Raw genomic sequence first — 24,885 nt, 5'->3', positions numbered from 1 at the left:
GCCTTGGGAATTCCCCTGCTGCAGGCCGCCCGTATCGGGACCTATCTGGTCAAGCAGCATCTATCCGGGCGGAAGCGCTATCCGCTCGTTCTGATGCTCGAACCGCTCTTCCGCTGCAACCTGGCCTGCGCAGGTTGCGGAAAGATCGACTACCCGAATGAGATCCTGAACCAGCGCCTCTCCGTTGAGCAGTGCATGGAGGCGATCGACGAATGCGGCGCCCCCGTCGTCTCGATCGCGGGCGGCGAGCCGCTGTTGCACAAGGACATGCCGGAGATCGTGCGCGGCTATCTGGCCCGCAAGAAGTTCGTCATCCTCTGCACCAACGCGCTGCTGCTCGCGAAGAAGATCGACGACTACAAGCCCGACCCGGCCTTCACCTGGTCCATCCACCTGGATGGAAACCAGGCGATGCACGACAAGTCCGTCTGCCAGGACGGCGTGTATGAGAAGGCGGTCGAGGCTATCAAGCTGGCGAAGTCCAAGGGCTTCCAGGTCAGCATCAACTGCACGCTGTTCAACGATGCCGACCCCGAGCAGACGGCGCGCTTCTTCGACGAGATGACAGCGCTGGGCCTGAACGGCATCACCGTCTCCCCCGGCTATGCCTATGAGCGCGCGCCGGACCAGCAGCACTTCCTGAACCGCACCAAGACGAAGGAGCTGTTCCGCGGCATCCTCGCGCGCGGGCGCGGCGGAAAGGCCTGGCCCTTCACCCAGTCCCGGATGTTCCTGAACTTCCTGGCGGGGAACGAGGCCTATCACTGCACGCCCTGGGGCAACCCGACGCGCACCGTGTTTGGCTGGCAGAAGCCCTGCTACCTCCTCGGCGAAGGCTATGCGAAGACCTTCAAGGAGCTGATGGAAGACACGGAGTGGGACAAGTACGGCGTCGGCAATTACGAGAAATGCGCGGACTGCATGGTCCATTCCGGCTTCGAGGCCTCGGCTGTGAAGCACATGGTGACCAACCCCGTGAAGGCGCTGGCCGTGACGCTGCGCGGTGTGCGGACCGAGGGGCCGATGGCCAAGGACATCCCGCTCGATAACCAACGGCCGGCCCAGTACGTCTTCTCCGGCCATGTGGAGAAGAAGCTCGCAGAGATTCGCGAGGCGAATCCGAAGGCATCACGCCGGATCGAGATCAACCACGGCGCCAAAAAGGATGCCGGGCCCCAGCCGACGGTGGCCGCGGAGTAGGGCGTGAAAGGCCCGTTCCGCCTCCAGCCCCGTCCGGATCAGGGCGGGAAGCTGGAGCGGGTGGGCCAGCAGGGAGAGCAGCACGGACGGAAGATCCATTCCTCCGTCCGGCCGCATCCCGACCCGCGCGGCGGGCGGCAGGCTCCGGTCCGCGGCGTCGGAGATCACCCGCGCGGCGGCGAAGGGCAGGCCGTGCCGCCGGGCAATGCGGGCGGCGATGTGGGATTCCATGTCAACCGATAGCGCGCCGGTGTTCCGGTGCAGCGCGGCCTTCCCGGCGGCCTCCGCCACCATCTCGTCCATGCCGAGAATGGCGCCCTGACGGGCGGCGAGACCGGCCGCCAGCCGCGCTGTCCAGGCGGTATTCGTCGGAACCGGCGACTCGCCATCGAGCACCGAGGATGCCACCACCCAGTCGCCCGGCCGCAGGCCAGGCGCCAGCGCGCCGGCGATGCCGGTGCTGATGATCCCGCACGCCCCGGGCGCCAGCCGGTCGAGCGCAGCCTCCAGCCTTGCATGATCTCCGCCACCCGCGACCACCTCCAGGCCTGGGCTGGCGAGGATGCGCTGCTCCCTTTGCAGCCCGGTGGCGACAAGGACCGGCGCGGGTGCCGCGCCGGGTGTCACATCCCGTGGACCGGCCGCGTAGCGTTGCCGCTGCGGAGGTTGCGGTAGCGTGCCATGGCCCAGAGCGGGAAGAACTTCGGATAGCCGTGATAGCGGAGGTAGAAGACGCGCGGAAAACCGCCGCCCGTATAGGCGTCTTGCTGCCAAAGCCCTTCTTCGTCCTGGGTATCGCGAAGATAGGCAATGCCGCGCGCCACGGCCGGATGATCCACCTCGCCGGCCGCCATCAGCCCCAACAGGGCCCAGGCCGTCTGTGATGCGGTGGAGGGCGCGGGCTCATAGCCCTGGTAGTCCAGCTTGTAGCTCTCGCAATCCTCGCCCCAGCCACCATCGGGGTTCTGGATGCTGATCAGCCAGTCCGCCGCGCGGCGGACGCTCGGCGCCGTGTTGTCGAAGCCCGCGGCATTCAGGGCGCAGAGCGCCGACCAGGTGCCGTAGATGTAGTTGACGCCCCAGCGGCCGAACCAGCTTCCATCCGCTTCCTGCTCGCGCTCCAGATAGCCGATCGCGGCGCGCATCCGCGGGCTGTCCAGGCTTTCGCCGAGCTGCGCCAGCATGCTCACGCAGCGCGCGCTCACATCGGCTGTCGGCGGATCGAGCAGTGCGCCATGATCGGCAAAGGGAATGTTGTTGAGGTAGTGATGGACGTTGTCGGCGTCAAAGGCGCCCCAGCCGCCATTGGCGCTCTGTAGTCCAACCGTCCATTCCGCACCGCGCGCGATGGCCTCGTCATAGCCGTTACCCAGGCCGTACTGGTGCCGCGCGCGGTCCATCGCCATGACCACGACGGCTGTGTCGTCCAGGTCTGGGTAATAGGCGTTGCGGTACTGGAAGGCCCAGCCGCCCGGGCGCACATGCGGGCGCTGCTCCGCCCAGTCGCCGCGCACCTCCAGCTCCTGCAAGGGCTTCAGCCATTCCAGCGCAGGGGCGACGGTGGCCGCGTACTCGCCGCCCACCTCCATCATCGCATGCGCGGTCAGGGCCGTGTCCCAGACCGGCGAGACGCAGGGCTGGCAATAGGCCTCGTCCTCGCGGATCACGAGCAGCTTCTCGATTGAGCGGCGGGCGATCGCGCGGTCCGGATGATCCTCCGGATAGCCCAGCGCGTCGTACATCATCACGGCATTCGCCATGGCCGGGTAGATCGCGCCCAGCCCGTCCTCGCCATTCAGGCGCTCGGTAACGAATTGCACGCAGCGCTCGATGGCCTTCTGGCGCAGGGGGCGCGGCCAGAAGGGCTCGGCCACCTTCAGCCCGCCGTCCAGCCCGTTGAAGAACATCGCCCAGCCGCGCTGCTGATGCGTCAGGGCGCGCTGCTTCGGCGGGCGCCCGGCCGCGAACAGCTCCTGGATGCGCACGCCGCGCGGGTTGCGCGCCCGCACGCGCTTCGCCTGCAGCACGAGCAGCGGCACCAGCACCGTGCGCGCCCAGTAGGACATCTTCCCGATATGCACGGGAAACCAGCGCGGCAGCAGCACCATCTCCACGGGAATGGTGGGCACGCGGCGCCAGGAGATCTCGCCATACATGGCCAGCAGGATGCGCGTGAACACATTCGCCCGCGCCGCGCCGCCATGCGCCAGGATGGCCGCGCGCGCCTTCACCATATGCGGCGCGTCCGGGCTGTCGCCGATCATCTTCAGGCAGAAATAGGCCTTCACCGACGCGCTGATGTCGAAGGCGCCGCCGTGGAAGAGCGGCCAGCCACCATGCTCGCCTTGGATGCGGCGGAGATAGGCGCCGATCTTGCGCTCCAGCTCCAGGTCGTCCGGCTCGCCCAGATGCTGGCGCAGCAGCACGTATTCGGCGGGAATGGTCGCATCGGCCTCCAGTTCGAAGACCCAATGGCCATCCGGGCGCTGCTGGCGCTTCAAGGCTTCGGCGGCACGGTGAAGGCTTGCCTCGATCTCCTCCAGCCCGGCCTCGTTCTGCGTAATGCAGAGGTCGCTTGGCACATCATTCATGTCGGCACAGTCTCAGAAACAGGTCGGCTTGCCGAGTGGGCAAGCGCCGCGGCCGCCTCGCCGGAGCGAAGGGCCCCTTCGATGGTTGCGGGCAGTTTCGTATCGGTCCAATCGCCCGCGAGGAAGAGGTTGGACCAGCGGGTGCGCGCCGGGGGGCGCCGGGATTCCTGCTCGGGCGTGGCCGCGAAGGTGGCGCGCTTCTCCTTCACGATACGGCAGGGCGGTAGGGGGGCGGACAGTCGGTGGACGGTGGCGATATCGTGCCACAGCCGTTCCGCCAGGCTGTCCGGGTCCAGATCCATCAGGTGGTCGGCGGCGCTGATCGTGACGGAGAACCGGTCCGGGAAGGCGAAGACCCATTCCGCCGTGCCGCCGATCAGCCCGACCATCGGCGCTGTGCCTGCGGGCGGCGCCATGCGGAAATGCGCGTTGACGATGGGACGGAACGCGTCCGGTGCCGTCAGTCCGGGTAGAAGATCCTGCGCGACCCATGGGGGGACGGCCAGCACCAGCGCATCATCGGGCCCCAGAGGCACGGCGTCCTCGGCAAAGGCCAGGGCCGTCACCCGGCCGCCCTGCAGGGTCAGGCCGCGGAGGCGCCGGCCCAGCGCAATCTCTGCGCCCTTGGCCCGCAGATGGTTCAGCGCCGGCTCCACGAAGGCGGCAGCGAGAGTTGGTGTCGCGATACGCGGGCGGCTCGCGGCGCCACCCTTGGCCAGGCTTTCCCGCACAACCGCGCCCGCGAGATCGGCCGAGCCCTCCTCGGGTGCGGTGTTGAGGATGGAGACGAGCAGGGGCCGCAGCAGCCGGTCCCAGAGCGGGCCGTGGCAGGCCATCACCTGATCGATCCGTCGCCCGGGATGGCGCAGCAGCAGGGTGGCGAGCGCCCAATAGTCCCGCGCATGGGTGCCCGGCACGCGGCGGCCGGAATCCATGACCCACCAGGGCACCGGCCCGTCATTGGGCCGGATGGTCCAGCCCTCGCCGCTCCGCAGGTCGAAGAAGGGGAAAGCGGCATGGGGCGGGCCGGCCAGCCGGTCCTCTGCCCCGATGGCGCGCAGGTAGCGCCCGACCGCCGGATTGCCGGAGAGGACAAGGTGATTGCCGTTGTCGATCACCATGTCGAGCTGGGCGTCATGGTAGGACCGGCAGCGTCCGCCAGCCTGCTTCGCGGCATCGGAGAGCGCGACCCGGATGCCCCGGCCCGCCAGGGCTACGGCCGCCGATAGCCCTGCGAGACCGGCGCCGACAACGTGAACCGTGCCGGTCATCCCAACAGCCCGTGCCGCGCCACGATCCAGAGCAGGCGCGGCTTGCCGATCCGCACGCGGCGACGTGGTGGTGCCCAGCCCTGGGCGAGCGTCCGTTCCAGAATCTCGCGATATACTGCGCCCATCAGCCGCGGTGCGAGCAGCCGGCCGCGGGGGCGGGCGCGCATCACGCGATCCGCATCCGCGAAATGCGCCAGGGCCTGTTGCGCGATGCGGCGGCAGACCTGGTCCACCCGGGCATCCGCGACCACGGCCTTCGGGTCGATCGTGGTGATTCCGGCTTCCGCCAGCAGTTCGCGGGGCAGGTAGAGACGGTCGATCTCCGCGTCCTCGTCCAGGTCCCGCAGGATATTCGTCAACTGCAGCGCACGGCCCAGGGAATGCGCCAGCTCCAGGCCAGGGCCGTCCTCCATGCCGAAGACGCGGGTGGAAAGGCGGCCGACCGCGCTCGCCACACGATCGCAGTAGAGGTCCAGCGTGTCGGCATCCGGCGCCCGGATATCCGCTTCGACATCCATGGCCATGCCGTCGATCACGGCCAGGAAATCCTCCTGGCGCAGGCCGAAGCCCTGCACGGCGTTTTCGAGGAAAGCGGCGCGGCCGGCAGGACGGCCTTCATAGAGAGAGGCCAAGTCGGCGCGCCATTGATCGAGCTCCACCGCCCGCACCGGGCGTGGGCGTGTGCCATCATCGGCGATGTCGTCCACCAGCCGGCAGAAGGCGTAGATGGCGAACATCGCCGCGCGCTCCGCCGGCGGCATCAGCCGCATGGCGATGTAGAAGGAGCTGCCGGTGACCTTGGCCTTGAGGGCGGCCAGATCGGGCGCGGGGCGGGTCTGCACGTTCATCCCTGCACTCCGCGCAGTCCAACCTTTCCGCCGCCGAGGCGCCGTCCAAGGCGGCCGGCCAGAACGCCCAGCCCTCCGCGCAGGGCGAGGCCGAGCGCCTCGATGGGGCGATGATGAACGCGCTCCGACAGCGGATCGCGGCGCGTCAGACCTGTGGTGAGGTCCTCCGCCAGCGCCTGGATCACGCCCACCTCCATCGCCAGCCGCCGATCCGCGATGCCCGCGGCGAAGGGGCGCGATTCCTGAAGCAGCGTGGCCGTGCGCCGGGCGAGGTCCGCGATCACCGCCAGCAGGGCAGGCGAGGCCCGTCCGGTGCCCAGTGCCTCCGGCCCGGTTCCCTGTGCCGCCAGCATATCGAGGGGCAGATAGACCCGGTTCAGAGCGCGGAAATCCTTCGCGCAGTCCTGCAGGTGGTTGATGACCTGCAAGGCGCTGCACAGCGCGTCGTTCAGCGGCCAGAGCGAGCGTGGCTCCCCGTGCACATCCAGCACGAAGCGGCCGACGGGGGAGGCGGAGTAGCGGCAGTAATCCATGAGCTCCGCCCAGTCGGCATAGCGAAGCTTTGTCACGTCGCGGCGGAAGGCTTCCAGCAGGTCCAGCGCGTGCTGGTCGGTCACGCCGCGGGCCTGGAGCACCGTGCGGAGAGCCTCGCCCTCTGGATTTGCGCCCCGCTCACCGCGCAACCCCGCCTCCATGCGGTCGAGTTGCCGCAGCTTGTCCTCTGGTGCCGCCGTGGCGTGGTCGGCCACGTCGTCGGCTGTCCGGGCGAAGCGATAGAAGGCCATGATGGCCGGGCGCAGTTCCGGCCGGACGAGCCTGGAGGCGACTGGGAAATTCTCATCCCGGTGCCCCTTGCCCGAGGCGAGGTCGGCGGCTTCCGTCATGCTTCGCCTGCCATGGCCTGGGCGCGTCCCTTCCACATGCCGCCCCGTCCGCGCCAGACATCGAGCGCGGACTGGATGGTGAAGACCGTGTAGGCCGCGCCGATCACGGGCAGGGCGAGACCCCAGAGCGGCGAGACCCGGTAGAAGCGCAGCATCGGCTGGAAGGCGAGGGCCATCATCAGCCAGGCGGCGATCCCGGAGGCCTGTACCCAGCCGCTGCCGAACAGCGCCAGGGCCGGCGGCAGGAGATAGGTCAGCACCATTCCCGCCACGCAGCCCGCCAGCAGCAGCGGCGAATATCCAAGCTGAGCATAGGCGGAACGTGACACCATCCGGCCGATCTCCCCCACCCCCCCATAAGGCCGCAGGCTCTTAGCCCGCCGGGTCAGGCCGAGCCAGATCGGCCCCTGGGTCTTCAGCCGGCGGCCCAGGGCGCAGTCATCGATGATCTCCGTGCGGATGGAGGCGATGCCGCCCGCGCGCTCCAGCGCTTCCCGGCGGGCCAGCACGCAGCCGCCTGCGGCGGCCGCCATCCTGTGCCCGGCGCGGTTCACCCAGCCGAAGGGGTAGAGCATCTGGAAGAAGAAGACGAAGGCCGGGATCAGGAAGCGCTCCGCGGCGGTGGCGCAGGAGAGCTCAGCCATGAGGGAAACCATGGCGTAGCGCCCCGCCTCCGCCCGCGCGACCAGGGCGCGGAGATTGCCGGAGGCGTGGCCGATATCGGCGTCGGTCAGGAGGATGTAATCCGGTGCGGAAGCGGCTGTTGCGTGCTGCACGCCCTGGTGCAGCGCCCAGAGCTTCCCGGTCCATCCGGCTGCCAGTGGCATGCCGGTCCGGATCTCCAGCCGCGATACCTGGCCGGCATCCTCGGCCGCCCGGTGCGCGACGGCGGCCGTTCCGTCATCGCTGCCGTCATCCATCAGCACGACGCGGAAATCGCCGGGGTAGTCCTGGCGCAGCAGGCTGCCGATGGATTGCGCGATCACATCAGCCTCGTTGCGGGCGGGCACCACGGCCACCACGCTGGGCCAGCGCGCCGGGGCAGGAGGCGTGTCGCGGTCATCTCGCTCCCGCGCCAGCCAGAAGCCGCCATGCGCCAGCAGCAGGACCAGCCAGATCACGACCGGCAAAAGGGCGAGGATCAGCATCATCGCGGGAGGTAACCATTCTCCCGGAACCAGGCGAGGGCATCGGCCACCCCCTCCTGCCAGGGCCGGGCGCGATAGCCCAGCTCCCGCTCCGCCTTGGCCGAGGTGAAGAACATCATGTAGCGCGACATGCGCAGCGCATCCGCGGTCAGCAACGGTTCCTTGCCCGTGACCCGGGCCACCGCCTCAGCTCCCCAGGCCAGGGGGAAGAGCGGCGCGCGCGGCAGCTTCACCCGCGGTGCGGGCCGGCCAGTCTGGCGAGCCACCTCCGCCAGGAAAGCCTCCAGGGACAGGTTCTCTCCACCGAGGATGTAGCGTTCTCCGATCCGCCCGCGCTCGAAGGCTAGGAGATGACCCTCGGCGATGTCATCCACATGGGCAAAGTTCAGCCCGGTATCGACGAAGGCCGGGATCTTGCCGCGGGCGCCATCCAGGATGATGCGGCCCGTGGGCGTCGGCCGGATGTCACGCGGGCCTATGGGGGTGGAGGGGTTCACGATCACGGCCGGAAGGCCATCGCGCGCCACCATCTCCTCGACCACGCGCTCGGCCAGGGTCTTGCTGCGCTTGTAGGTGCCGATGGCCTCCGCCGGATCCAGCGGCGCCGTCTCGTCCACCGGCCCCGTGGCGCCGGCGACCTTCAGGGCCGCGACGCTGCTGGTGTAGACGACCCGCTCCACCCCGGCCGCCATGGCCGCCTGCATCAGGGACCGCGTGCCATCCACATTGACCCGCAGGATCACCTGGGGATCGGGTGCCCAGAGCCGGTAATCCGCCGCGACGTGGAAAAGGTAACGAACGCCCGCCAGGGCCGCCTTCAGGGAGGCGGGGTCGGTAAGGTCGCCCTCCACCGGCTCGCAGTCCAGCGCCGCCAGATTGCCGCGCGGGCTGGTGGGGCGGACCAGGGCGCGTACGCGCAGCCCGCGGGCGATCAGGGCACGCATGACCGCTGAGCCGAGAAAGCCGGACCCGCCGGTGACCAGGACAGGGTCTCCGGCCCGCAGTGCCGGCCCGCTCATCGTGACGCCTTCCGGCTTGGGCCTGGCGCTCGGGACGCCGTATCGCCGGGGGGAAGGGATGCCGGGTTCTGGTCCACAGGAAGCCTCTACATCGGCCGGCCGCCCTTCGGCCAGCCTGCGCGACGGCATCTGGGCCTCATGGCTGGGCCCCAAGGCGGGAAGGGCTGGTTGTGTTTCCCCTGCCGGCTACGACGCATCGGCACCATCCCACAGGCCGGGAAAGTTTCTCATGGGCTTGGAGCAGCCAGGCACCTGGCGCCGCCTTTTCCGGCCCGGCCTTCCGGGATATGTCTGCCGGCCTTCTCTGTGGGGCCATGCCGCATGTTCCTCCCCCGTCTCCTGGTTGGGGCCCTTCTTCTCGTCGGGTCCGTCTCGGTCGCGAGCGCGGAGACCTGCAGTACCTCGACACTGACCTCCTCCACCTTCTCCTTCGCGCGCTGGTGCGGCGATCCGCCCGGGCCCGGGACGCTGCGCATGGGGCTGCGTAACGGCAGAGGCGAGGAGTTCTCGAACGTGCCGCTGGACATCTATCGTGAGGTGATCCGGACGCCGAACGTGCCGAAATATGTGGCGGAGGAAATCCAGCCCCATTTCCAGCAGACCACCGTAGCGCCGAGTCCTCAGCGGGCCGCACCTGCCGCCAGCACGGCGCGCACGCCACCCCCGGCCAAGCCGCACGCTGCCGCAGAGCCGCGGCGGGTGCCGCGAGCCGTCGCGCCGAAGCTGGCGGCTGCCCAGCCGGCGCGCGTGGCGCGGCCGGCAATGCCGGTCCGTCAGGCGGCGGTGACGGCGGATCCGCACCGGGTGTTGCGCCTTCCGGAACCTGTCGGCCGGGGCAGGACCCTGGTGAGCGGAACGCGCGCACCCGTGGCCAGCATTTGCGCCGCGCCGGTGGCAGCACGGGGCGTGGCGCACGCTGCCAAAGCGACTGTGCGGAATCCGGCCTGCCGTAGCTGATTGGATAAAGCTGGAGAGAAAGGGGCCTGAGGAGGATACCTCCCCAGGCCCCTTTCTCATTTCTGCTTGGCGAAATTCGCCGCGATGCGCTGCTGCAGGTAGTCATGCGCCGTGATCGGCGCGTATTTGCCGGAAGGGCTGGTGATCACCGCATTCCTGTTGGCCTGGCAGAAGAAGGGCAGGGAGTAGCGCGGGCCGAGATATTCATCGGCGCGCGGCATCCGGACTCGGTGCAGGGTGGACTGAAGCTGGTCGTCGCTCCAGCGCATCAGCATGTCGCCGATATTGCAGGTGATGACGCCTGGCAGCGGCTCGACATCGGTCCAGGCCAGCTCGCCATTCTCCCCCTCCTTGCCCGGGCAGAGCTGCAGCCCGCCCTGGCCGGTGCGCTGGTGCAGCAGCGTCAGGCAGTCATAGTCAGTGTGCGCACCCGCGCGCCAGCCCGTGAAATCTTCGGGCTTCGCGTTCTCCATCGGCAGGTAATGGATCATGCGCAGCGTGCTCTGATACTCGGGCGAGGTCGGGTCATGCGCCTCGGTGAAGAAGTCAGCGGGAAAGCCGAGCTTCATCGCGAAGCAGGACAGCACCTTCATGCCCAGCGCCCAATTGGCGCGCTCGAAGGCCAGCATGATCGCCTTGAAGCCCGGCAACTCCTCGCCCTTCGGCCAGAGGCCGTGCATGCGGGGCACGGTGATCTGGAAGGACTCCTTGTTGTCCGCCGTGCCGGTGGAAGGGCGCACCTGCTCCTTGAACTCCCAGCCCCAGTTCGTGCCCTTGCGCATAGGATACTGGGCCTTGGTCTCGTGGGGCAGGCCGAAGAAGCGGGCGGCCATGTCGAAGGCCTCGTCGATCTGTTCCTGCGGGATGCCGTGGTTCGTCAGCTGGAAGAAGCCGGTATCGGTGGCGGCGGCCCAGAGCTGATCGGCGATCTCGGCCTTGCGGACCTCGAAACGGCTCATATCAATCTGGGGAACCTTGCGGGCTTTGGTGGTGCCCAAGCCGCCGAACCTGGTTTCCTTGTTCAGTTCCTCAAGGCCGTAAGTCTGCTGCATGGCTGTCATCTCACTCTCCTGGTTCATGGAAGCGGCGCTGCCGGCTTCTGGTTAGGGAGCAATGTCCAGCGCCCTGTGGGCGGTTGACCGCTTCTACTCCTGGGTTCCGCCCGTCCGCCGGCACAGGCGAGGGCGATCGCTGGCGGCCATGCGCAGCCGCGTGTCAGGGGGCGGGCAGACGCAACTTCGGCTGTGACCGAGGCCTGGTCTGTGCATCACCGGGCGAGGCGCAACGCGCCCGTGCCATAATGCAAGCAACACCGGTGCCAGTTGGCCAGATCTCGTTCTGGATGATGGGCGAGCTGTCATTCGTCGGCATGGGACGCCTCTGCCAGGTCAAGCACCTGAGCAATGTCCCGGATCGCAGGGATCCTGACCGCTTCTACTCGCGCCGCTTTCTTAATCGGGCCTCGCGGCAATCCGCAAGGAAAATTGCGGGGTATGCAAGTGAGCGCGGCCGCGCATCCAGCCTGACCGGATGCGCGGCATCGGCTGCCTATTCCGCCGGCGCCGCGTGGATTCCGTGCGGCACGCCCCGCCCACGGCGGCGCAGGCGCCCCACCCCGCGCTCCAGCGCGTCGAAGCCGAGATAGAGGACGGGCGTGATGAACAGAGTCAGCACCTGGCTGACTGCGAGCCCGCCCACCACCGCCAGGCCCAGCGGTTGCCGCAACTCGGCGGCGGCGCCCCAGCCCGCGGCGATCGGCACCGCGCCAGCGGCAGCGGCCAGGGTGGTCATCAGGATCGGGCGGAAGCGCAGCAGGCAGGCATCGCGCACCGCCGAGAGCGGATCGGCACCTTCACGTTGGCGGTTCAATGCCACGTCCACGATCATGATGGCGTTCTTCTTCACCAGACCGATCAGCAGCAACACGCCGATTACCGCGATGACTGAGAGGTCCATCCTGAACAGCCACAGCGTGGCCAGCGCGCCCAGTGCCGCTGCCGGCAGGCCAGAAAGAATGGTCAGCGGATGGACCAGGCTCTCATAGAGGACGCCCAGCACCACATACATCACCAGCACGGCCGCCAGGATCAGCGCGCCCTGGCCCGCCAGTGCCTGCTGGAACACCTGTGCGGTGCCGGAGAAGGCCCCGATCACGCCCGGTGGGGGCTGCAGCTCCTGCTCGGCCGCCTTGATCGCCTCCGTCGCGTCGCCCAGCGCCACGCCTGGGGGCAGGTTGAAGCCGATGGTCACCGCCGGAAGCTGGCCCTGGTGCCCGACCGTCAGCGGGCCGGTGCCTCGCTGGATCGTCGCCAGCGCACTCAGCGGCACCAGCCGTCCGGTGGAGGCGCGGAGATAGAGCTTCTGCAGCCCCGTCTCGTCCCGCTGATCTTCCGGCAGCGCTTCCACGATCACCGGATAGGCATTTGCCTGGGCATAGATGGTGGAGATCTGCCGTGCGCCGAAGGCGGAATAGAGCGCCTGCCGCACCTGATCCACCGTGACGCCCAGCGCCGCAGCGCGGTCCCGATCCACCTGCACCGACACCACGGGGGCATCGAGCTGAAGATCGGTGTTCACGTCCTGCAACAGCGGGCTGTTTCGCAGCAGCATCGCGAGGCGCTGCGCGAAGTCGTAGAGCGGCCCGGTCTCCAGCCCCTGGAGGGTGTAGATGTAGAGGGTGCGGGAGGTCCGCGCGCCGAAGTTCAGGTTCTGGATCGGCTGCAGGAAGACCTGCATGCCCGGCACCTGGGCCACCTCCCGGCGGAGCTGCTGGATCACCTCCTGCACCGCCGGACGCTCGTTCCGCGGCTTCAGCTCCATGAACATGCGCCCCTGATTGATCGAGAGGCTCTGGCCCACTGCGCCGATATTGGAGGTGAGGGCCTTGACGTTGGGATTCGCCAGGAGGATGCGCGCGACCTCCCCCTGCAGCTCCGTCATTGCGTTGTAGGAGGCGTCGCGCGGCCCTTCGGTCGAAACACTGACCAGGCCGGTATCCTCGATTGGGAAGAAGCCCTTGGGCATGGCCATGGCCAGCCAGCCGGCGACGACGAGGGAGGCGAAGAAGATCGCCCAGACCACCAGCCGGAAGCGCAGTGCGAGGTTCAGCCCCCGGGCATAGGCCCGCTCCACCGCCCTGAACCCGCCCTCCAGGAAGGCATCCACCCGGCCCGGCTTGGCATGGGCCGGCAGCCAGGAGGCCATCAGCGGGGTGAGGGTGAGCGAGACGAAGCAGGAGACCGCCACAGCGAGGGAAACCGTGGCTGCGAAGGCGTTGAACACGCGCCCCACAACGCCGCCCATCAGCAGGATTGGCAGGAAGACAGCGGTGAGGGAGAGGGTGATCGATATGATGGTGAAGCCGATCTCGCGCGAGCCCTTCAGCGCCGCCTCGAAGGGGTTCATCCCCTCCTCAATATGCCGGATGATCGCTTCCAGCATCACGATGGCATCGTCCACCACCAGCCCGACCGCGAGAGTCAGGCCCAGCAGCGTCACGTTGTCGATGCCATAGCCCAGCAGATACATCAGACCGAAGGTGCCGCAGAGCGAGATGGGCACCGCGACCATCGGGATCAGCGTCGCCAGAAAACGGCGCAGGAACAGCCACACGACCAGCACCACCAGCCCGATGGCGATGACAAGGCTTTCCTGCACGTCATGCACGGCAGCGCGGATGGAGAGTGAGCGGTCCAACGACACGTCGATCGTGGCCCCGGGGGGCAGCGCAGCGCGCAGGGTGGGCAGGGCGTCGATCACTCCATCCACCACCTCCACCGTGTTCGCATCGGGCTGGCGCTGCACGGCGAGCGTCAGGCCCCGTACCCCGTTGCGGTAGGAAGCGACCCGGTCGTTCTGCACGCCATTCGCCACATCGGCGACATCCGAAAGCCGTACCGGCGCACCCGGGCGCCCGGCGATTACAAGCCGGCCAAAGGCCTCGGCATCCGGCGGCTGGTCGTTCGCGCGCAGCACGAGCTGCTGCCGCTGGCCGGACAGCGTTCCGACCGGTGTGTTGGAATTGGCGGTGGCCACCGCACTGCCCACCTGGTCCAGCGTCAGCCCCATCGAGGCCAACCGGTCCGCCCGCATCCGCACGCGGACGGAGAAGAGCTGCTCGCCATATGTCACGACCTGAGCGACACCCGGCACGCGGGAAAGGGCGGGAGAGACGAGGGTCGAGGCAATGTCGTTGAGTTGGTAGAGCGGCACATCCCCGCCCGAAAGGGTGAGCAGTACCACCGGCGCATCGGCGGGGTTCGCCTTCCGGTAGGAGGGCGGTGTCGTCATCTCAATCGGCAGGCGGCGCTGGGCTCGGGTGAGGGCCGCCTGCACGTCCTGCGCCGCCGCGTCGATATTGCGGTTCAGCACGAATTGCAGGGTGATCTGCGTCGTGCCCTGACCGGATGTGGACGAGATCTGGTCGATGCCCGTGATGGTGGAGAATTCACGTTCCATCGGCAGGGCGACGGAGGTGGCCATGGTCTCCGGGCTGGCGCCGGGAAGCTGGGCGCTGACGGTGATGACCGGGAAATCCACCCGCGGTACGGCGGCCACGGGCATGGAGAGGTAGCCCATGATTCCCGCCAGCACGATGGCGGCGGAGAGCAGCCCGGTCATCACCGGGCGGCGGATGAAGACGGCGGAAAGATTCATCGGGCGTTCGCCTGCTGGGCCCCGGCCCGCTGTGCACCGGGTTGGGGCCGGGAGGCGGACGGCGTCGCGGCGGGTTCCCGCACCGCCACGCGGGTGCCATCGCGCAGGCGCTCCGCCCCCTCTGTCACCACGCGATCGCCATCGGCGAGCTGCCCTTCGACCACCGCTCGGCCGGAGGCGTAGCGCTGCACGCGCACGGGCACCCGGCGGGCCGTGCCCTCGGGCGTCACGGCGAAAAGGAAGTTCCCGTCCTGCCCTGTCCGGACCGCGGCGACCGGGACGGAGGTGGCCTGTGGGTCCACCCGGGGGATCATCACCACTTCGAGGTACTGGCCGGGCCAGAGGCGTCGCTCGGCATTGGCGAAGCGGGCCTTGAGCTGAATGGTGCCGGTGGCCGTATCGACGGAGGTGTCCACGAAGACCAGTTCGCCTTCCACGGGACCGGCCGGGTCTCCGGGAGCATGGACGCGTACGCGGGCGGTTTCGCCGCGGGTGCGGGCGGCACGCAGTTCGGCCAGCCAGCGTTCCGGCACGGAAAATACGACCTGGATCGGGTCGGTTTGGGTAATGGTGGCCAGCACCGTTCCCTCGGACGCCCGGACAAAATTGCCGGCCTTGTAGGGCAGGGAGCCGAGGCGGCCATTCCCCTCGGCCCGGATGGTCGCGAATTCCACGCTGAGGCGCGTCTGGGCCACCGCTGCCTCATCCGCCCGCACCGTCGCTGCCAGGGCCGTGGCATCGGCCTGGGCCTGCTCCGCCCGCTGCGCTGAGGCATAGGCGTCCGAGCGGAGGGAGGCATAGCGCCGCGCGTCGGACTGGGCGCGCTCCAACTGGGCCCGGTCGCGGGCCAGGATAGCCTCCTGCTGCGCAAGCAGGGCCTGGCTCGTGCGGGAATCCAGGGTGAAGAGCAGGTCGCCGGCCCGGACCATCCGGCCCTCTTCGACATGCACCTGCTCGATCTGGCCATCCACGCGGGAGCGGACGGAAATGATGGAAACCGCCTGAGCATTGCCGTTCGCGGTCACCTCGACTGGCACCGGCCCGATGGTGGCCGGGGCGACGGCAACGGAGATGGCTGGGCCGGCGGCCTCCTGGGCCTGGGACGCAGTGGCGACGAGGAGTGCAAGCGAGAGAGCGGCAGAAATCAGGCGCATATCGGAATCCCGGCAGGGGGGGCGGGCTATTGTCGCCCTTTCGTGAGGGAACCGAAAGGGTTCTGTCTGGCATGTCCCATTGGGGCACGCTGCGTCACCCCTCAGGCCTCGCCCGGGCTCGCTGAACGGCTGGTTAACACGCCTTCATCGTTTCTGGCGTGCCGGATTCCCCGGTGTTGCTGCTGCCAAGCAGATGGAGAATGCATCGCGTCGGCGTTCAGCGGCCCCGGGCTGGAGGGGTGCCGTTGCCGGCGCGTCTTTCGGTCCCCGCGATGGCCGGAGCTCAACCGAGATATGTCGTGCTGCTGGAACGAGCTGGCGGCGCTATTCAACCGTGAGACGAGTCGTGCCGTGATCAAGTGCAAAGCAACAGTAAGGCCCCGGAATATGCGACTATGAGACGCAGTCGCGACGGTGGCACATATTCGTGAATCCGCGTGGAACCCTCGATTTTTCCACGCAATTTGAACGATGCATGCCCTGAAGGCGCGTCGCATTAACCAATAGCAATCCCCAGCGCCTTGCGGGCCCCGTTCCTTGGGACTGTGTGTTCTGCGGAGCCGTACTGCGGCGCCACCCGCGCTGAGGTGATTGATGATGATTGGGCGTCTGACCCGACGAAGCCTGCTTTCCGCGAGCACGGCGATGATCGGCCTTGTGGCCACCGCGTCGGCCCGGACCATCAAGGAAGAATATCCCTGGTCCACCAACGAGGTTTATCCACCCGTTGATCACGTCGGCCCCGGACCTTGGCTCTTTTTCACCGCCGAGGAAGGCGCCGCGATCGAGGCCATCGTTGATCGCCTGATTCCGAAAGATGAACTGGGCCCCGGCGGCAAGGATGCGGGGTGCGCTGTGTTCATCGACCGCCAGCTGGCCGGTCCCTATGGCCGTGCGGATGGTGTCTATATGCAGGGGCCGTTCTCGCCGAACCCGCTGCCGACCCAAGGCTTCCAGTCGCCGCTCACCCCGGCGCAGGCTTACCGCAAGGGCCTGGCGGGCCTCGCCGCCCATGTCGCCCAGAACTTCGGAGGCCGGAAGATTCCGCAGCTCTCGGGAGAGGAACTCGATGGGCTGCTGACTTCCCTCGAAAAGGGACAGGTGAAAACCCCGGACTTCAACGGCCACGAGATTTTCGACCTGATCTTCAACAACACGATGGAAGGCTTCTTCGCCGACCCGATCTATGGCGGGAACCGCGACATGGCGGGGTGGAGGCTCATCGGCTTTCCCGGCACACGCTATGACTATCGCGACGTCCTCGCGAACCCCAACACGCGCTACACCCTGCCGCCCGTCAGCCTGATCGGACGACCCGAGTGGAACCAGGCTGGAGTAAGCCGCTGATGCGCCGTCTCCCCAGAAAGGATGCCGTGATCGTTGGCCTTGGCTGGACCGGGGCGATCATGGGCCATGAGCTGACCCAGGCCGGGCTGCAGGTTGTCGCGATCGAGCGCGGCCCGTGGCGTGACACCGCCACCGATTTCAACATCGGCACCGCCCCGGACGAGCTGCGCTATGGGATCCGCAACGACCTTTTCGTGCGTCCGTCCCAGGATACGGTGACGGCGCGCAACCGCCTGGATCAGGAGGCACTGCCGATCCGCCGCTGGGGCAGCTTCCTGCCCGGCAACGGCGTGGGCGGCGCCGGTGTCCACTGGAACGGCCACACCTGGCGCTTCCTGCCGAGCGACTTCAACATCTACAGCCACTACAAGGAGCGCTACGGCGAGGGGATCTTCCCCGAGAACCACATGATCCAGGACTGGGGCATCAGCTATGACGAGCTGGAGCCTTATTACGACCGCTTCGAGTATCTCTGCGGCATCTCGGGCCAGGCGGGCAATGTCAACGGGCAGATCCAGCCCGGCGGGAATCCCTTCGAAGGTTGGCGCCAGCGTGGCTATCCAACGCCACCCCTGAAGATGCAGCACGCGCAGAACCTGTTCACGCGTGCCGCGACCGAGGCCGGAATGCATCCCTTCCCCTTGCCCTCGGCCAATATGTCCCAGTCCTATACGAACCCGCTTGGCGTTACCCTGGGGCCCTGCACCTATTGTGGCTTCTGTGAACGCTTCGGCTGCGCCAACTACTCAAAATCCAGCCCGCAGACGACCATCCTGCCTGTGCTGATGCGCCATCCCGGTTTCGAGGCACGTACCGAGTGCGAGGTGGTGAAGGTGCTCCTGAGCCCGGACGGCAAGAGCGCCACGGGCGTGGTCTATGTCGACGCGCAGGGCGAGGAGTGGGAGCAGCCGGCGGATCTGGTGATCCTCGCGGCCTACCAACTCTGGAATGTCCGGATGATGCTCTATTCCGGCATCGGGCAGCCCTATGACCCGAATACGGGGCAGGGTGTGGTCGGCAAGAACTACGCCTACCAGGCGAACTCTTCCGTGAACGGCTTCTTCGACAACCAGCTCTTCAACAGCTGGGCCGGGGCCGGCTCGCTGGGCATGACCTGCGACGATTACAACGGCGACGTCTTCGACCATACCGGCCTGAACTTCGTCGGTGGCGCCAATATCAACTGCACCACCTTCCACGCGCGCCCCATCTCGGCCCGTCCGGTTCCGCCGGGTACGCCGCGCTGGGGCAGCGCCTGGAAGAAGGCAACGCGCGACAACTACCTGACCGCGACGAATGTCGGCAGCCAGGGCAGCAATATGTCGTACCGCGACTGCTATCTGGACCTCGATCCCACCTATAAGGACCGCCTCGGCCGTCCGCTTCTCCGCATGACCTTCGACTTCAAGCCGAATGAGGAGCGCATGTCGGCCTACGTCACCGAGAAGATGGTGCCGATCATGCGGGCCATGGGCGCGAAGCAGATCACCGCCAATCCGAAAAAGGGGCCATGGAACGTGGTTCCCTACCAGACCACCCACAACACGGGCGGCGCGATCATGGGCGATAACCCGCGCTCCAGTGCGGTCAACAAGTTCCTGCAGAGCTGGGATGTGCCCAATGTCTTCGTGCTCGGTGCATCGGCCTTCCCGCAGAATGCCGGTTATAACCCGACAGGCACTGTGGGGGCGCTGACTTTCCATGCGGCAGAGGCCATCAAGAACAAATACCTGAAGAACCCCGGCCAGCCGTTGGTGCAGGCCTGATGCGCGCGCGTCTCTTCGCCGCCGCGGCCGGCCTCTCGGCCTTCCTCGGCATCACGCCGCTGAGCGCGGCACCCGACAATTTCGACCAGGTAGAGCGCGGGCGCTATCTGGTCACGGTCGGCGACTGCGCGGCCTGCCACATGTCCCCGCGCGGGCAGGTGCAGGGATCGGCCGGCTTCATCGGCGGGCGCCCGATCGAGACGCCCTTCGGCCAGATTGTCGCGCCCAACATCACGCCGGATGTGGAGACCGGGATCGGCAAGTGGAACGCGGACCAGTTCTACCGCGCCATGCATGAGGGAGTCCGGCCGGACGGGGCACGGCTCTACCCGGCCTTCCCCTATACCTATTTCACCCGCACCACCCGCGAGGATTCGGACGCGATCTTCGCCTATCTTCGCACGCTTGACCCGGTGCACAACGAGGTGGACCGCAACACGCTGCCCTTTCCCTACAATATCCGTGCGGCGATGCTCGGCTGGAACATGCTCTTCTTCGAGCCGGGTGAGTTCCGCGCCGATCCGGCCCGCTCGCCCGAGTGGAACCGCGGCGCTTATCTTGTCGAGGGGCTCGGGCATTGCGGCGCCTGCCACACCCCGAAGAACATGCTGGGCGGTGATCGTGACAGCCAGCGCTTTTCCGGCGGCCCGCTCCAGGGCTGGTTCGCTACGAACCTGACCGGCGACGAGCGCACCGGCCTCGGCGCCTGGAGCGCGGAGGAGATCGTCCAGTATCTCCAGACCGGCCGCAACGCCCGCAGCGCCGCTTCCGGTCCCATGGCGGAGGTGGTGCAATACTCCACCTCCCTGATGTCCCAGGCCGATCTGCGAGCCATTGCGACCTATTTGAAGGAGCCGCCAGTACAACTGGTCGCGACGAACCGGACGCCGCTGGCGGCCGGGGATGAGCGGATGAAGATTGGCGAGGCGATCTATCTCGATCGCTGCATGGCCTGCCATACGCGGAGCGGAGAGGGCGTGCCCAACATGTTCCCGCGCCTCGCCGGCAGTCAGGTGGTGCAGCAGGAGGGCAGCGATACGGTGCTCCGCGTGGTGCTCCAGGGCGTGCGGGCGGCCTATACGCCGCATGCACCCACCGCACCCGCCATGCCCGCCTTCGGCTGGCGCCTGAATGACGAGCAACTTGCCGCGGTCACCACCTATATCCGCAATGCCTGGGGTAATGCCGCGCCACCCGTGACAGCGGATGACGCCCGGCGCATGCGGGAGCGGGTGAGCGACCAACCCTGATCCGGCACACGTCACCGGGGCCGGGGAGCCCCAGTGACGGCTTTCTCTATTCGCCGACGAAGCCGACCGTGCGGACGATGTTCCGCCAACGCGCATGTTCCGCAGCCAGGCGGGTCGCCATTTCCTCCGGCGTGCAGGTGATCGCCGCGGCCTCGATCTGGTCTAGGCGGTTCCGCAGCGCCGGATCCTGTGCCGCCTTGACCACCGCCTGGTACAGGCTGTTCACGATCGGGCGCGGTGTCTGCGCGGGCAGCATGAGGACGTTCCAGGTCTCCCCGGTGACATCGGGCAGGCCAAGTTCAGCGAAGGCCGGCACATCCGGAAGCTTCGGTAGCCGGTGTGGCGCGGTGACGGCGAGGATGCGGAGCTTGCCGGCGCGGTGATGCTCCACCAAGTCGCCCAGGGTGGCCATCAGGGCCATGATCCGGCCCGCGCCCAGATCGATCAGCGCCGCCCCCGTTCCACGATAGGAGACATGCGTCATCTGCAGGCCGCGCTGCCGCGCCATCAACTCCGCAAGGAGGTGTGGTGTGGAGCCGGCCGCGGGACTGCTGAAGGGAAAATCTCCCTGTCGCGCCGCCCAGATGAAGAATTCCTCCAGCGTGCGCGCGGGATGCTGGGCGGAAACGGCAAAGGCGAAGGGAATGGAGGCGATGGCGGAGACGGGCACGAAATCTGCCAGCCCGTCATAGCGCGTGGTGTTCGGGTAGATATGGGGCGTGATGGTCAGCACGCTTTCCGGCGTGCAAAGGATCGTCGTGCCGTCCGGTGCAGCGGATTTCACCGTCTCCACCGCCAGCCGCGCTGAGGCGCCGGGCTTGTTCTCCACGATGACGCTGGGCGCATAGGTGCCGGCGAGGCGGTCGGCATAGAGCCGGGCGAAGATGTCCGCGGCGCCACCGCCCGGATAACCCACGACGATGCGCGCTGGACGGTCCAGGGTGGGGGCCCGCGCCGCCGCGCTGCTGGCAGCTAGGGAGGCCGCAATTCCGGCAAGGACATGGCGGCGCGTGGGCGTGCAGTGACGATCGGCGAGTGGTCGGAGGTGTCGAGGCCTCATTTGATGCGAACCCCGGTTTCCTCGATAATCCGGCGCCAGATCGGTGCATCATGCGCGATCATCGCGGCGAATTCCTCGGGCGAGCTGCCGACCGGCTCGTAGCCGATTTCGCGGATGAAGCGGGACGGAGCGGGCCGTCGCGTTGCCTCGGCGAGGGCGCGGCCTACAGCATCCACGATAGCCGGCGGCGTGCCGGCCGGCAGGAACATGCCCTGCCAGATCTGCGGATCAAAGCTGGGAATGCCGAGTTCCGTCAGGGTGGGCACCTCCGGCAGGTAGGGCGCGCGGCGTGGGCCCGTGACGCCGAGCGGGCGAAGCTGCCCGGAGCGGATGAACTCCCGTGCCGATCCAGCATCGATGAAAGCGCAGCAGAGGCGCCCTCCGAGCATCTCCGAAATCAGCTGGGAGGTGCCGTTGAAGGGTACCGGCTCCGCTTCCAGCCCGGTCTGCTTCGCGAGCAGCATGCCCTGGAGATGGCTGGAGGAGCCGTAGCCGTAATTGCCGAAATAGAGCGGCTCGCGCTTTTCCTTCGCACGGGCGACGAAGTCTTGCAGCGTATTCGCCTCGACCGAGGGGCGCACGACGAAGACGGCCATGGCTGCTGTGATCTGCGACACCGGGGTGAGGTCCCGCCCGATCTCATAGGCCAGGCTGCGGTCCAGCATCGGGCCGATCAGTGCGCCGGAGACGGTGGAGAGGATGGTGGTACCGTCCTTGCGCGACTGGACCACGCGGCCCGCGCCGATCATTCCGCCACCTCCGGGCACGTTCTCAACCACCACCGTCTGGCTGAGGATTTCGGCCAGCGGCTCTGCCAGAACGCGGGCGACCGCATCGGCCGCGCTTCCCGGCGGGCTGTTCAGGACAATGCGCACAGGGCCCGGGCCGGGTGGAAGGGCCTGCTGCGCCCAGGCGGCGGGCGCCAGGGTGACCAGCATCGCCGTGAGTGCGGTCAGGATCGGCCGTCGCGTCACTTTTCTCATCGTTTCCTCCTGGCCTCTTCGGGCCGGCCCGGTCTTTTGCCGGGTTTCCTGCTCATGCCTACTGACCTATCGTCCTGGCCCGCCCGCGCGATGTCATATGCCACCGGAAAGGGGCAGGGCTGACACGAAAGCTTTCAGCGGGCGCGCGGCTTCACACGGGTACCGGATTCAGCCTACGCAGCGACGGCATCACCTTCTCCGCGAAGAGCTGCACCGAGGCCTTCACATCGGCATGCGCGATGTTGCCGAAGTTGAAGCTGCCGATCAGGTAGTTCAGCCCGCCCTCGGTGATCTGGCGTGCCAGTTCGTCATGCACCGTCTCCGGCGAGCCGACGACCGCATGGCCGGATTCGATAAGTTGGTCGAAATCGGGCGGAAGCTTTGCATTGACGGGCTGCGTGCCGTGCTTGTGCCAGAGCTTCATGAAGTTGCGATAAAAGACAGGCCAGGTGGCGCGGCCCAACTCCAGCGCCTCGCGATCCGTATCGGCCACGAGGATGTAGCGGTTCACGCCAATCAGGCGCTCCTCCTCGGCCTTGGGGAAGGCCTTGGCGCGCTCCGCGCGGTAGCGGTCGCTGATGGCGCGGATGCGCGCGACAGGGCCGCCGCAGACGATGTTCACGTCGTGCTGCGCCGGCCAGACCGTGGAGTCCGGAGAGGCGAGGGCGTACCAGACCTGCGGATACGGCTTCTGATACGGGTGCATCTCCACTGGCACATCGTCGAACCGCCAGAACTTTCCCTGATAGTTCAGCGCATCGGAGGAGAAGTAGCGCTGGATGATTTCGAAGGCCTCCGCATACATCTGCGGTGCGGTTGCCGCATCCACGCCGAAGGCCTGGAGCTCATGCGGCGAGGCACCGCGCCCGATGCCGAACTCGAAACGGCCACGGCTCAGATGGTCGAGCATGCAGATCTCTTCCGCCAAGCGCAGGGGATGGTGGATCGGCAGCAGATAGACGAGCGGGCAGAAGCGCAGGCGTGTGGTGCGCTGGATCAGCGCGGAGATGAAGACGCTTTGCGAGGGGGTCGTGCTCAGCGGCGTCGTGTGGTGCTCGCTCATGTGGAAGCAGTGGAAGCCCGTGGCGTCGTAGAGCTCCGCCATGCTCAGCCGCTGCTCATACTGCTCCGCCAGTGGCAGGCCGCTCCGGTCGTTCTGGTCAAAAATGCCGAATTTCATGGAGCGGCTCCTGAAGGAATAGGGGGCAGGTGCGACCCGGGATCTCACGAGCCCACGCAGGGCGGTCCCGATGGCCGGCATGGCCGATTGGATCCGTATTGGCTTGCGGGCGCTCCGGCCTGACGTGTCGTACAATATTATTGAATTCTTGCTTATATATTGTAGGATGCGCGGCGATGGTCACCCTGTCAACGCGATCGCGCCTGTCCGGCCCCGCCGCTGATGGGCGGTACTGATGGCCGTCGCTGAAGCCCGGCGTGGAATTCAATCCGTCGAGGTGGCCTTCCGGTTGCTCACGGCGCTGCAGGCCAGCGCGCGGCCCCTGCCGTTGAAGCAGGTGGCCGCGCGAGCGGGGCTGACGCCGAGTGCCGCCAACAACTACCTTGTGAGCCTGGTGCGCACCGGGCTTGCGGCAAGCGATGAGAAGCCCGGGCACTACAAGCTGGGCCCTGCCTCCGTGGCGCTGGGGATGAGCGCCATCCAGCAGATGGACGGTTTCGAGATCATGCGGCGGGAGGTGGCGGCGTTGCGCGATGCGACCCGGCACAGCGCTGCCGTCACCGCCTGGACCGCCGACGGGCCGATGAGCCTGTTCAAGCAGGAAGGCGACCACCGGGCTGATTTCGAGCTGCGGACAGGACTGCTCTCAATCTTCCTCACCGCGGCCGGGAAAGTCTTCGCGGCCTGCCTGCCGGAGGCGGTGACGACGCCCCTGATCGAACGCGAGCAGCAGGCCCGGCCGACTTCTGGCTTCTCGATAGCCGGGTTTCTCGAAGATGCGCGGCGGGAGATGCGGGAGAGCGGCTATGTGGTCATCCGGCGGGACAACGGCACTGGTTATGCCTCCGCCGCCGCACCGGTCTGGGACTGGACGGGGCGGCCGCGTTTCGCCCTGAGCATGATTGGTTCACAGACCACGCTGGAGACAAAGCCGGGCAGCGCGCATGCGGCGGCGCTGCTGGAATGCGCGGCCCGGGCGACTGCCGCACTGGGCGGCGCGCCGAAGAACTGACGGGCTCAAGCCTTCCGTGCGCTCTCCACGCCTCGGCGGCAGGGCGAGCAAGCGCCGCCGGATTCAGTCAGACGCCAGGCCGGTCCTCGGATGTAGTCTCGATTCCGCGTAGGGCCGCATGGCCTGCCTCGGTCAGGCGATAGACGCCGCGTTCGGCGCGCTCGAACCAACCATAGACATTGCGTAGCATGATCTTGCCCGCCTCGGGCGCAAAGCCCGCCAGGTCGCGCGGCCGCTTCGGGCCGTCCCGGAGGGACTGGGCGCAGGCCAGCGCCTGCTGCCGATAGGCCGTCATGATGGGGGTGCGCGCCGCCCCTCCCGGGGTCGGGTCGCCCTTGCGCCGGCCGTGTTCCCGGACCAGCAGGGCCCGGCGTGCCCGGTTAGGGCGTGGCCGGTAAGGGGTCGGTTCGGCCAGAACCTCCACCCGGTGCCGGGTAGGATCGACGGCCAGAAGCCCAAAGCCCAGCATGCGGCAGAGCTTGTGGACGCGCCGATCCTGGTCCCGTCCGCGCCGGGGGGCGGGGGCGGGCCCCCCCCACAACTCACCGGCCCCCCACCC

The 24,885-nt window shown here is 67.7% G+C and carries 20 protein-coding genes; 6 read left to right on the top strand and 14 right to left on the bottom strand.

Annotation, left to right across the window (positions count from 1 at the left end; translation table 11 throughout):
- The first annotated feature begins 3 nt into the window (after positions 1-3).
- The gene (gene hpnH / locus ACO1BU_RS26385) at positions 4-1,200 is read left to right on the top strand and encodes an adenosyl-hopene transferase HpnH (protein ID WP_424138955.1); all 1,197 of its coding nucleotides are present in this window, start codon (positions 4-6) and stop codon (positions 1,198-1,200) included.
- On the opposite strand, the gene ACO1BU_RS26380 is transcribed toward hpnH, so the two are convergent.
- From ACO1BU_RS26380 to hpnA, 7 genes are read right to left on the bottom strand one after another with little or no spacing between them, the layout of a single operon-like run.
- Positions 1,129-1,827, bottom strand: a complete 699-nt coding sequence (locus ACO1BU_RS26380; protein ID WP_424138954.1) for a phosphorylase family protein — start codon at positions 1,825-1,827, stop codon at positions 1,129-1,131. The two genes, hpnH and ACO1BU_RS26380, sit on opposite strands and share 72 nt — an antisense overlap.
- Complete coding sequence (gene shc / locus ACO1BU_RS26375) at positions 1,824-3,791, bottom strand: squalene--hopene cyclase (protein ID WP_424138953.1); 1,968 nt, start codon at positions 3,789-3,791, stop codon at positions 1,824-1,826. The genes ACO1BU_RS26380 and shc overlap by 4 nt, the downstream gene beginning before the upstream one ends.
- Entirely contained in the window at positions 3,788-5,062 is a 1,275-nt protein-coding gene (gene hpnE / locus ACO1BU_RS26370) for a hydroxysqualene dehydroxylase HpnE (protein ID WP_424138952.1), read from the bottom strand. Before hpnE ends, shc begins: the two co-directional genes overlap by 4 nt.
- Positions 5,059-5,910, bottom strand: a complete 852-nt coding sequence (hpnD, locus tag ACO1BU_RS26365) for a presqualene diphosphate synthase HpnD (protein WP_424138951.1) — start codon at positions 5,908-5,910, stop codon at positions 5,059-5,061. Before hpnD ends, hpnE begins: the two co-directional genes overlap by 4 nt.
- Positions 5,907-6,794, bottom strand: a complete 888-nt coding sequence (gene hpnC / locus ACO1BU_RS26360; RefSeq protein ID WP_424138950.1) for a squalene synthase HpnC — start codon at positions 6,792-6,794, stop codon at positions 5,907-5,909. The genes hpnD and hpnC overlap by 4 nt, the downstream gene beginning before the upstream one ends.
- Positions 6,791-7,945 carry a glycosyltransferase gene (locus tag ACO1BU_RS26355; RefSeq protein WP_424138949.1) on the bottom strand — a complete coding sequence of 385 codons (1,155 nt, stop codon included), beginning with the start codon at positions 7,943-7,945 and terminating at the stop codon, positions 6,791-6,793. The genes hpnC and ACO1BU_RS26355 overlap by 4 nt, the downstream gene beginning before the upstream one ends.
- On the bottom strand, positions 7,942-8,961 hold the full coding sequence (gene hpnA, locus ACO1BU_RS26350) for a hopanoid-associated sugar epimerase (protein ID WP_424138948.1): 1,020 nt from the start codon (positions 8,959-8,961) through the stop codon (positions 7,942-7,944). The genes ACO1BU_RS26355 and hpnA overlap by 4 nt, the downstream gene beginning before the upstream one ends.
- Before the next feature lie 321 nt (positions 8,962-9,282).
- Here hpnA and ACO1BU_RS26345 point away from each other — a divergent pair, with 321 nt between their 5' ends.
- Positions 9,283-9,918, top strand: a complete 636-nt coding sequence (locus tag ACO1BU_RS26345; RefSeq protein WP_424138947.1) for a hypothetical protein — start codon at positions 9,283-9,285, stop codon at positions 9,916-9,918.
- A 56-nt stretch (positions 9,919-9,974) separates the two neighbouring features.
- On the opposite strand, the gene ACO1BU_RS26340 is transcribed toward ACO1BU_RS26345, so the two are convergent.
- The 3 genes from ACO1BU_RS26340 to ACO1BU_RS26330 all read right to left on the bottom strand — a co-directional run bounded on the left by ACO1BU_RS26340 (position 9,975) and on the right by ACO1BU_RS26330 (position 15,728).
- Positions 9,975-10,979: an isopenicillin N synthase family dioxygenase gene (locus ACO1BU_RS26340; protein WP_424138946.1), complete on the bottom strand. Its 1,005-nt coding sequence runs from the start codon at positions 10,977-10,979 to the stop codon at positions 9,975-9,977.
- A gap of 487 nt (positions 10,980-11,466) precedes the next feature.
- Positions 11,467-14,574, bottom strand: coding sequence for an efflux RND transporter permease subunit (locus ACO1BU_RS26335; RefSeq protein WP_424138945.1), 3,108 nt, complete (start codon positions 14,572-14,574; stop codon positions 11,467-11,469).
- Positions 14,571-15,728, bottom strand: a complete 1,158-nt coding sequence (locus ACO1BU_RS26330; protein ID WP_424138944.1) for an efflux RND transporter periplasmic adaptor subunit — start codon at positions 15,726-15,728, stop codon at positions 14,571-14,573. Before ACO1BU_RS26330 ends, ACO1BU_RS26335 begins: the two co-directional genes overlap by 4 nt.
- A gap of 594 nt (positions 15,729-16,322) precedes the next feature.
- On the opposite strand from ACO1BU_RS26330, the gene ACO1BU_RS26325 reads away from it, so the two are divergent.
- From ACO1BU_RS26325 to ACO1BU_RS26315, 3 genes are read left to right on the top strand one after another with little or no spacing between them, the layout of a single operon-like run.
- The gene (locus tag ACO1BU_RS26325; protein WP_424138943.1) at positions 16,323-17,075 is read left to right on the top strand and encodes a gluconate 2-dehydrogenase subunit 3 family protein; all 753 of its coding nucleotides are present in this window, start codon (positions 16,323-16,325) and stop codon (positions 17,073-17,075) included.
- The gene (locus tag ACO1BU_RS26320) at positions 17,075-18,841 is read left to right on the top strand and encodes a GMC family oxidoreductase (protein WP_424138942.1); all 1,767 of its coding nucleotides are present in this window, start codon (positions 17,075-17,077) and stop codon (positions 18,839-18,841) included. Before ACO1BU_RS26325 ends, ACO1BU_RS26320 begins: the two co-directional genes overlap by 1 nt.
- Positions 18,841-20,091, top strand: a complete 1,251-nt coding sequence (locus ACO1BU_RS26315; protein WP_424138941.1) for a c-type cytochrome — start codon at positions 18,841-18,843, stop codon at positions 20,089-20,091. Before ACO1BU_RS26320 ends, ACO1BU_RS26315 begins: the two co-directional genes overlap by 1 nt.
- Before the next feature lie 46 nt (positions 20,092-20,137).
- Here ACO1BU_RS26315 and ACO1BU_RS26310 read toward each other — a convergent pair whose 3' ends face one another.
- The 3 genes from ACO1BU_RS26310 to ACO1BU_RS26300 form a co-directional block, all read right to left on the bottom strand.
- Positions 20,138-21,151 carry a Bug family tripartite tricarboxylate transporter substrate binding protein gene (locus ACO1BU_RS26310; RefSeq protein ID WP_424138940.1) on the bottom strand — a complete coding sequence of 338 codons (1,014 nt, stop codon included), beginning with the start codon at positions 21,149-21,151 and terminating at the stop codon, positions 20,138-20,140.
- The gene (locus ACO1BU_RS26305) at positions 21,148-22,134 is read right to left on the bottom strand and encodes a Bug family tripartite tricarboxylate transporter substrate binding protein (RefSeq protein WP_424138939.1); all 987 of its coding nucleotides are present in this window, start codon (positions 22,132-22,134) and stop codon (positions 21,148-21,150) included. Before ACO1BU_RS26305 ends, ACO1BU_RS26310 begins: the two co-directional genes overlap by 4 nt.
- 151 nt (positions 22,135-22,285) lie before the next feature.
- Entirely contained in the window at positions 22,286-23,314 is a 1,029-nt protein-coding gene (locus tag ACO1BU_RS26300) for an LLM class flavin-dependent oxidoreductase (protein ID WP_424138938.1), read from the bottom strand.
- 235 nt (positions 23,315-23,549) lie between these two features.
- Here ACO1BU_RS26300 and ACO1BU_RS26295 point away from each other — a divergent pair, with 235 nt between their 5' ends.
- Positions 23,550-24,326 carry an IclR family transcriptional regulator gene (locus ACO1BU_RS26295; protein WP_424138937.1) on the top strand — a complete coding sequence of 259 codons (777 nt, stop codon included), beginning with the start codon at positions 23,550-23,552 and terminating at the stop codon, positions 24,324-24,326.
- A gap of 67 nt (positions 24,327-24,393) precedes the next feature.
- On the opposite strand, the gene ACO1BU_RS26290 is transcribed toward ACO1BU_RS26295, so the two are convergent.
- Positions 24,394-24,885 (bottom strand): DUF2161 family putative PD-(D/E)XK-type phosphodiesterase (locus ACO1BU_RS26290; protein WP_424138936.1); only part of this gene is annotated, 492 nt, incomplete at its 5' end.

The sequence above is a fragment of the Roseomonas chloroacetimidivorans genome (assembly GCF_049629625.1).
In the GTDB taxonomy this organism is placed as follows: Bacteria; Pseudomonadota; Alphaproteobacteria; order Acetobacterales; family Acetobacteraceae; genus Roseomonas; species Roseomonas chloroacetimidivorans.
This window is presented reverse-complemented; position numbering and strand designations above follow the sequence as displayed.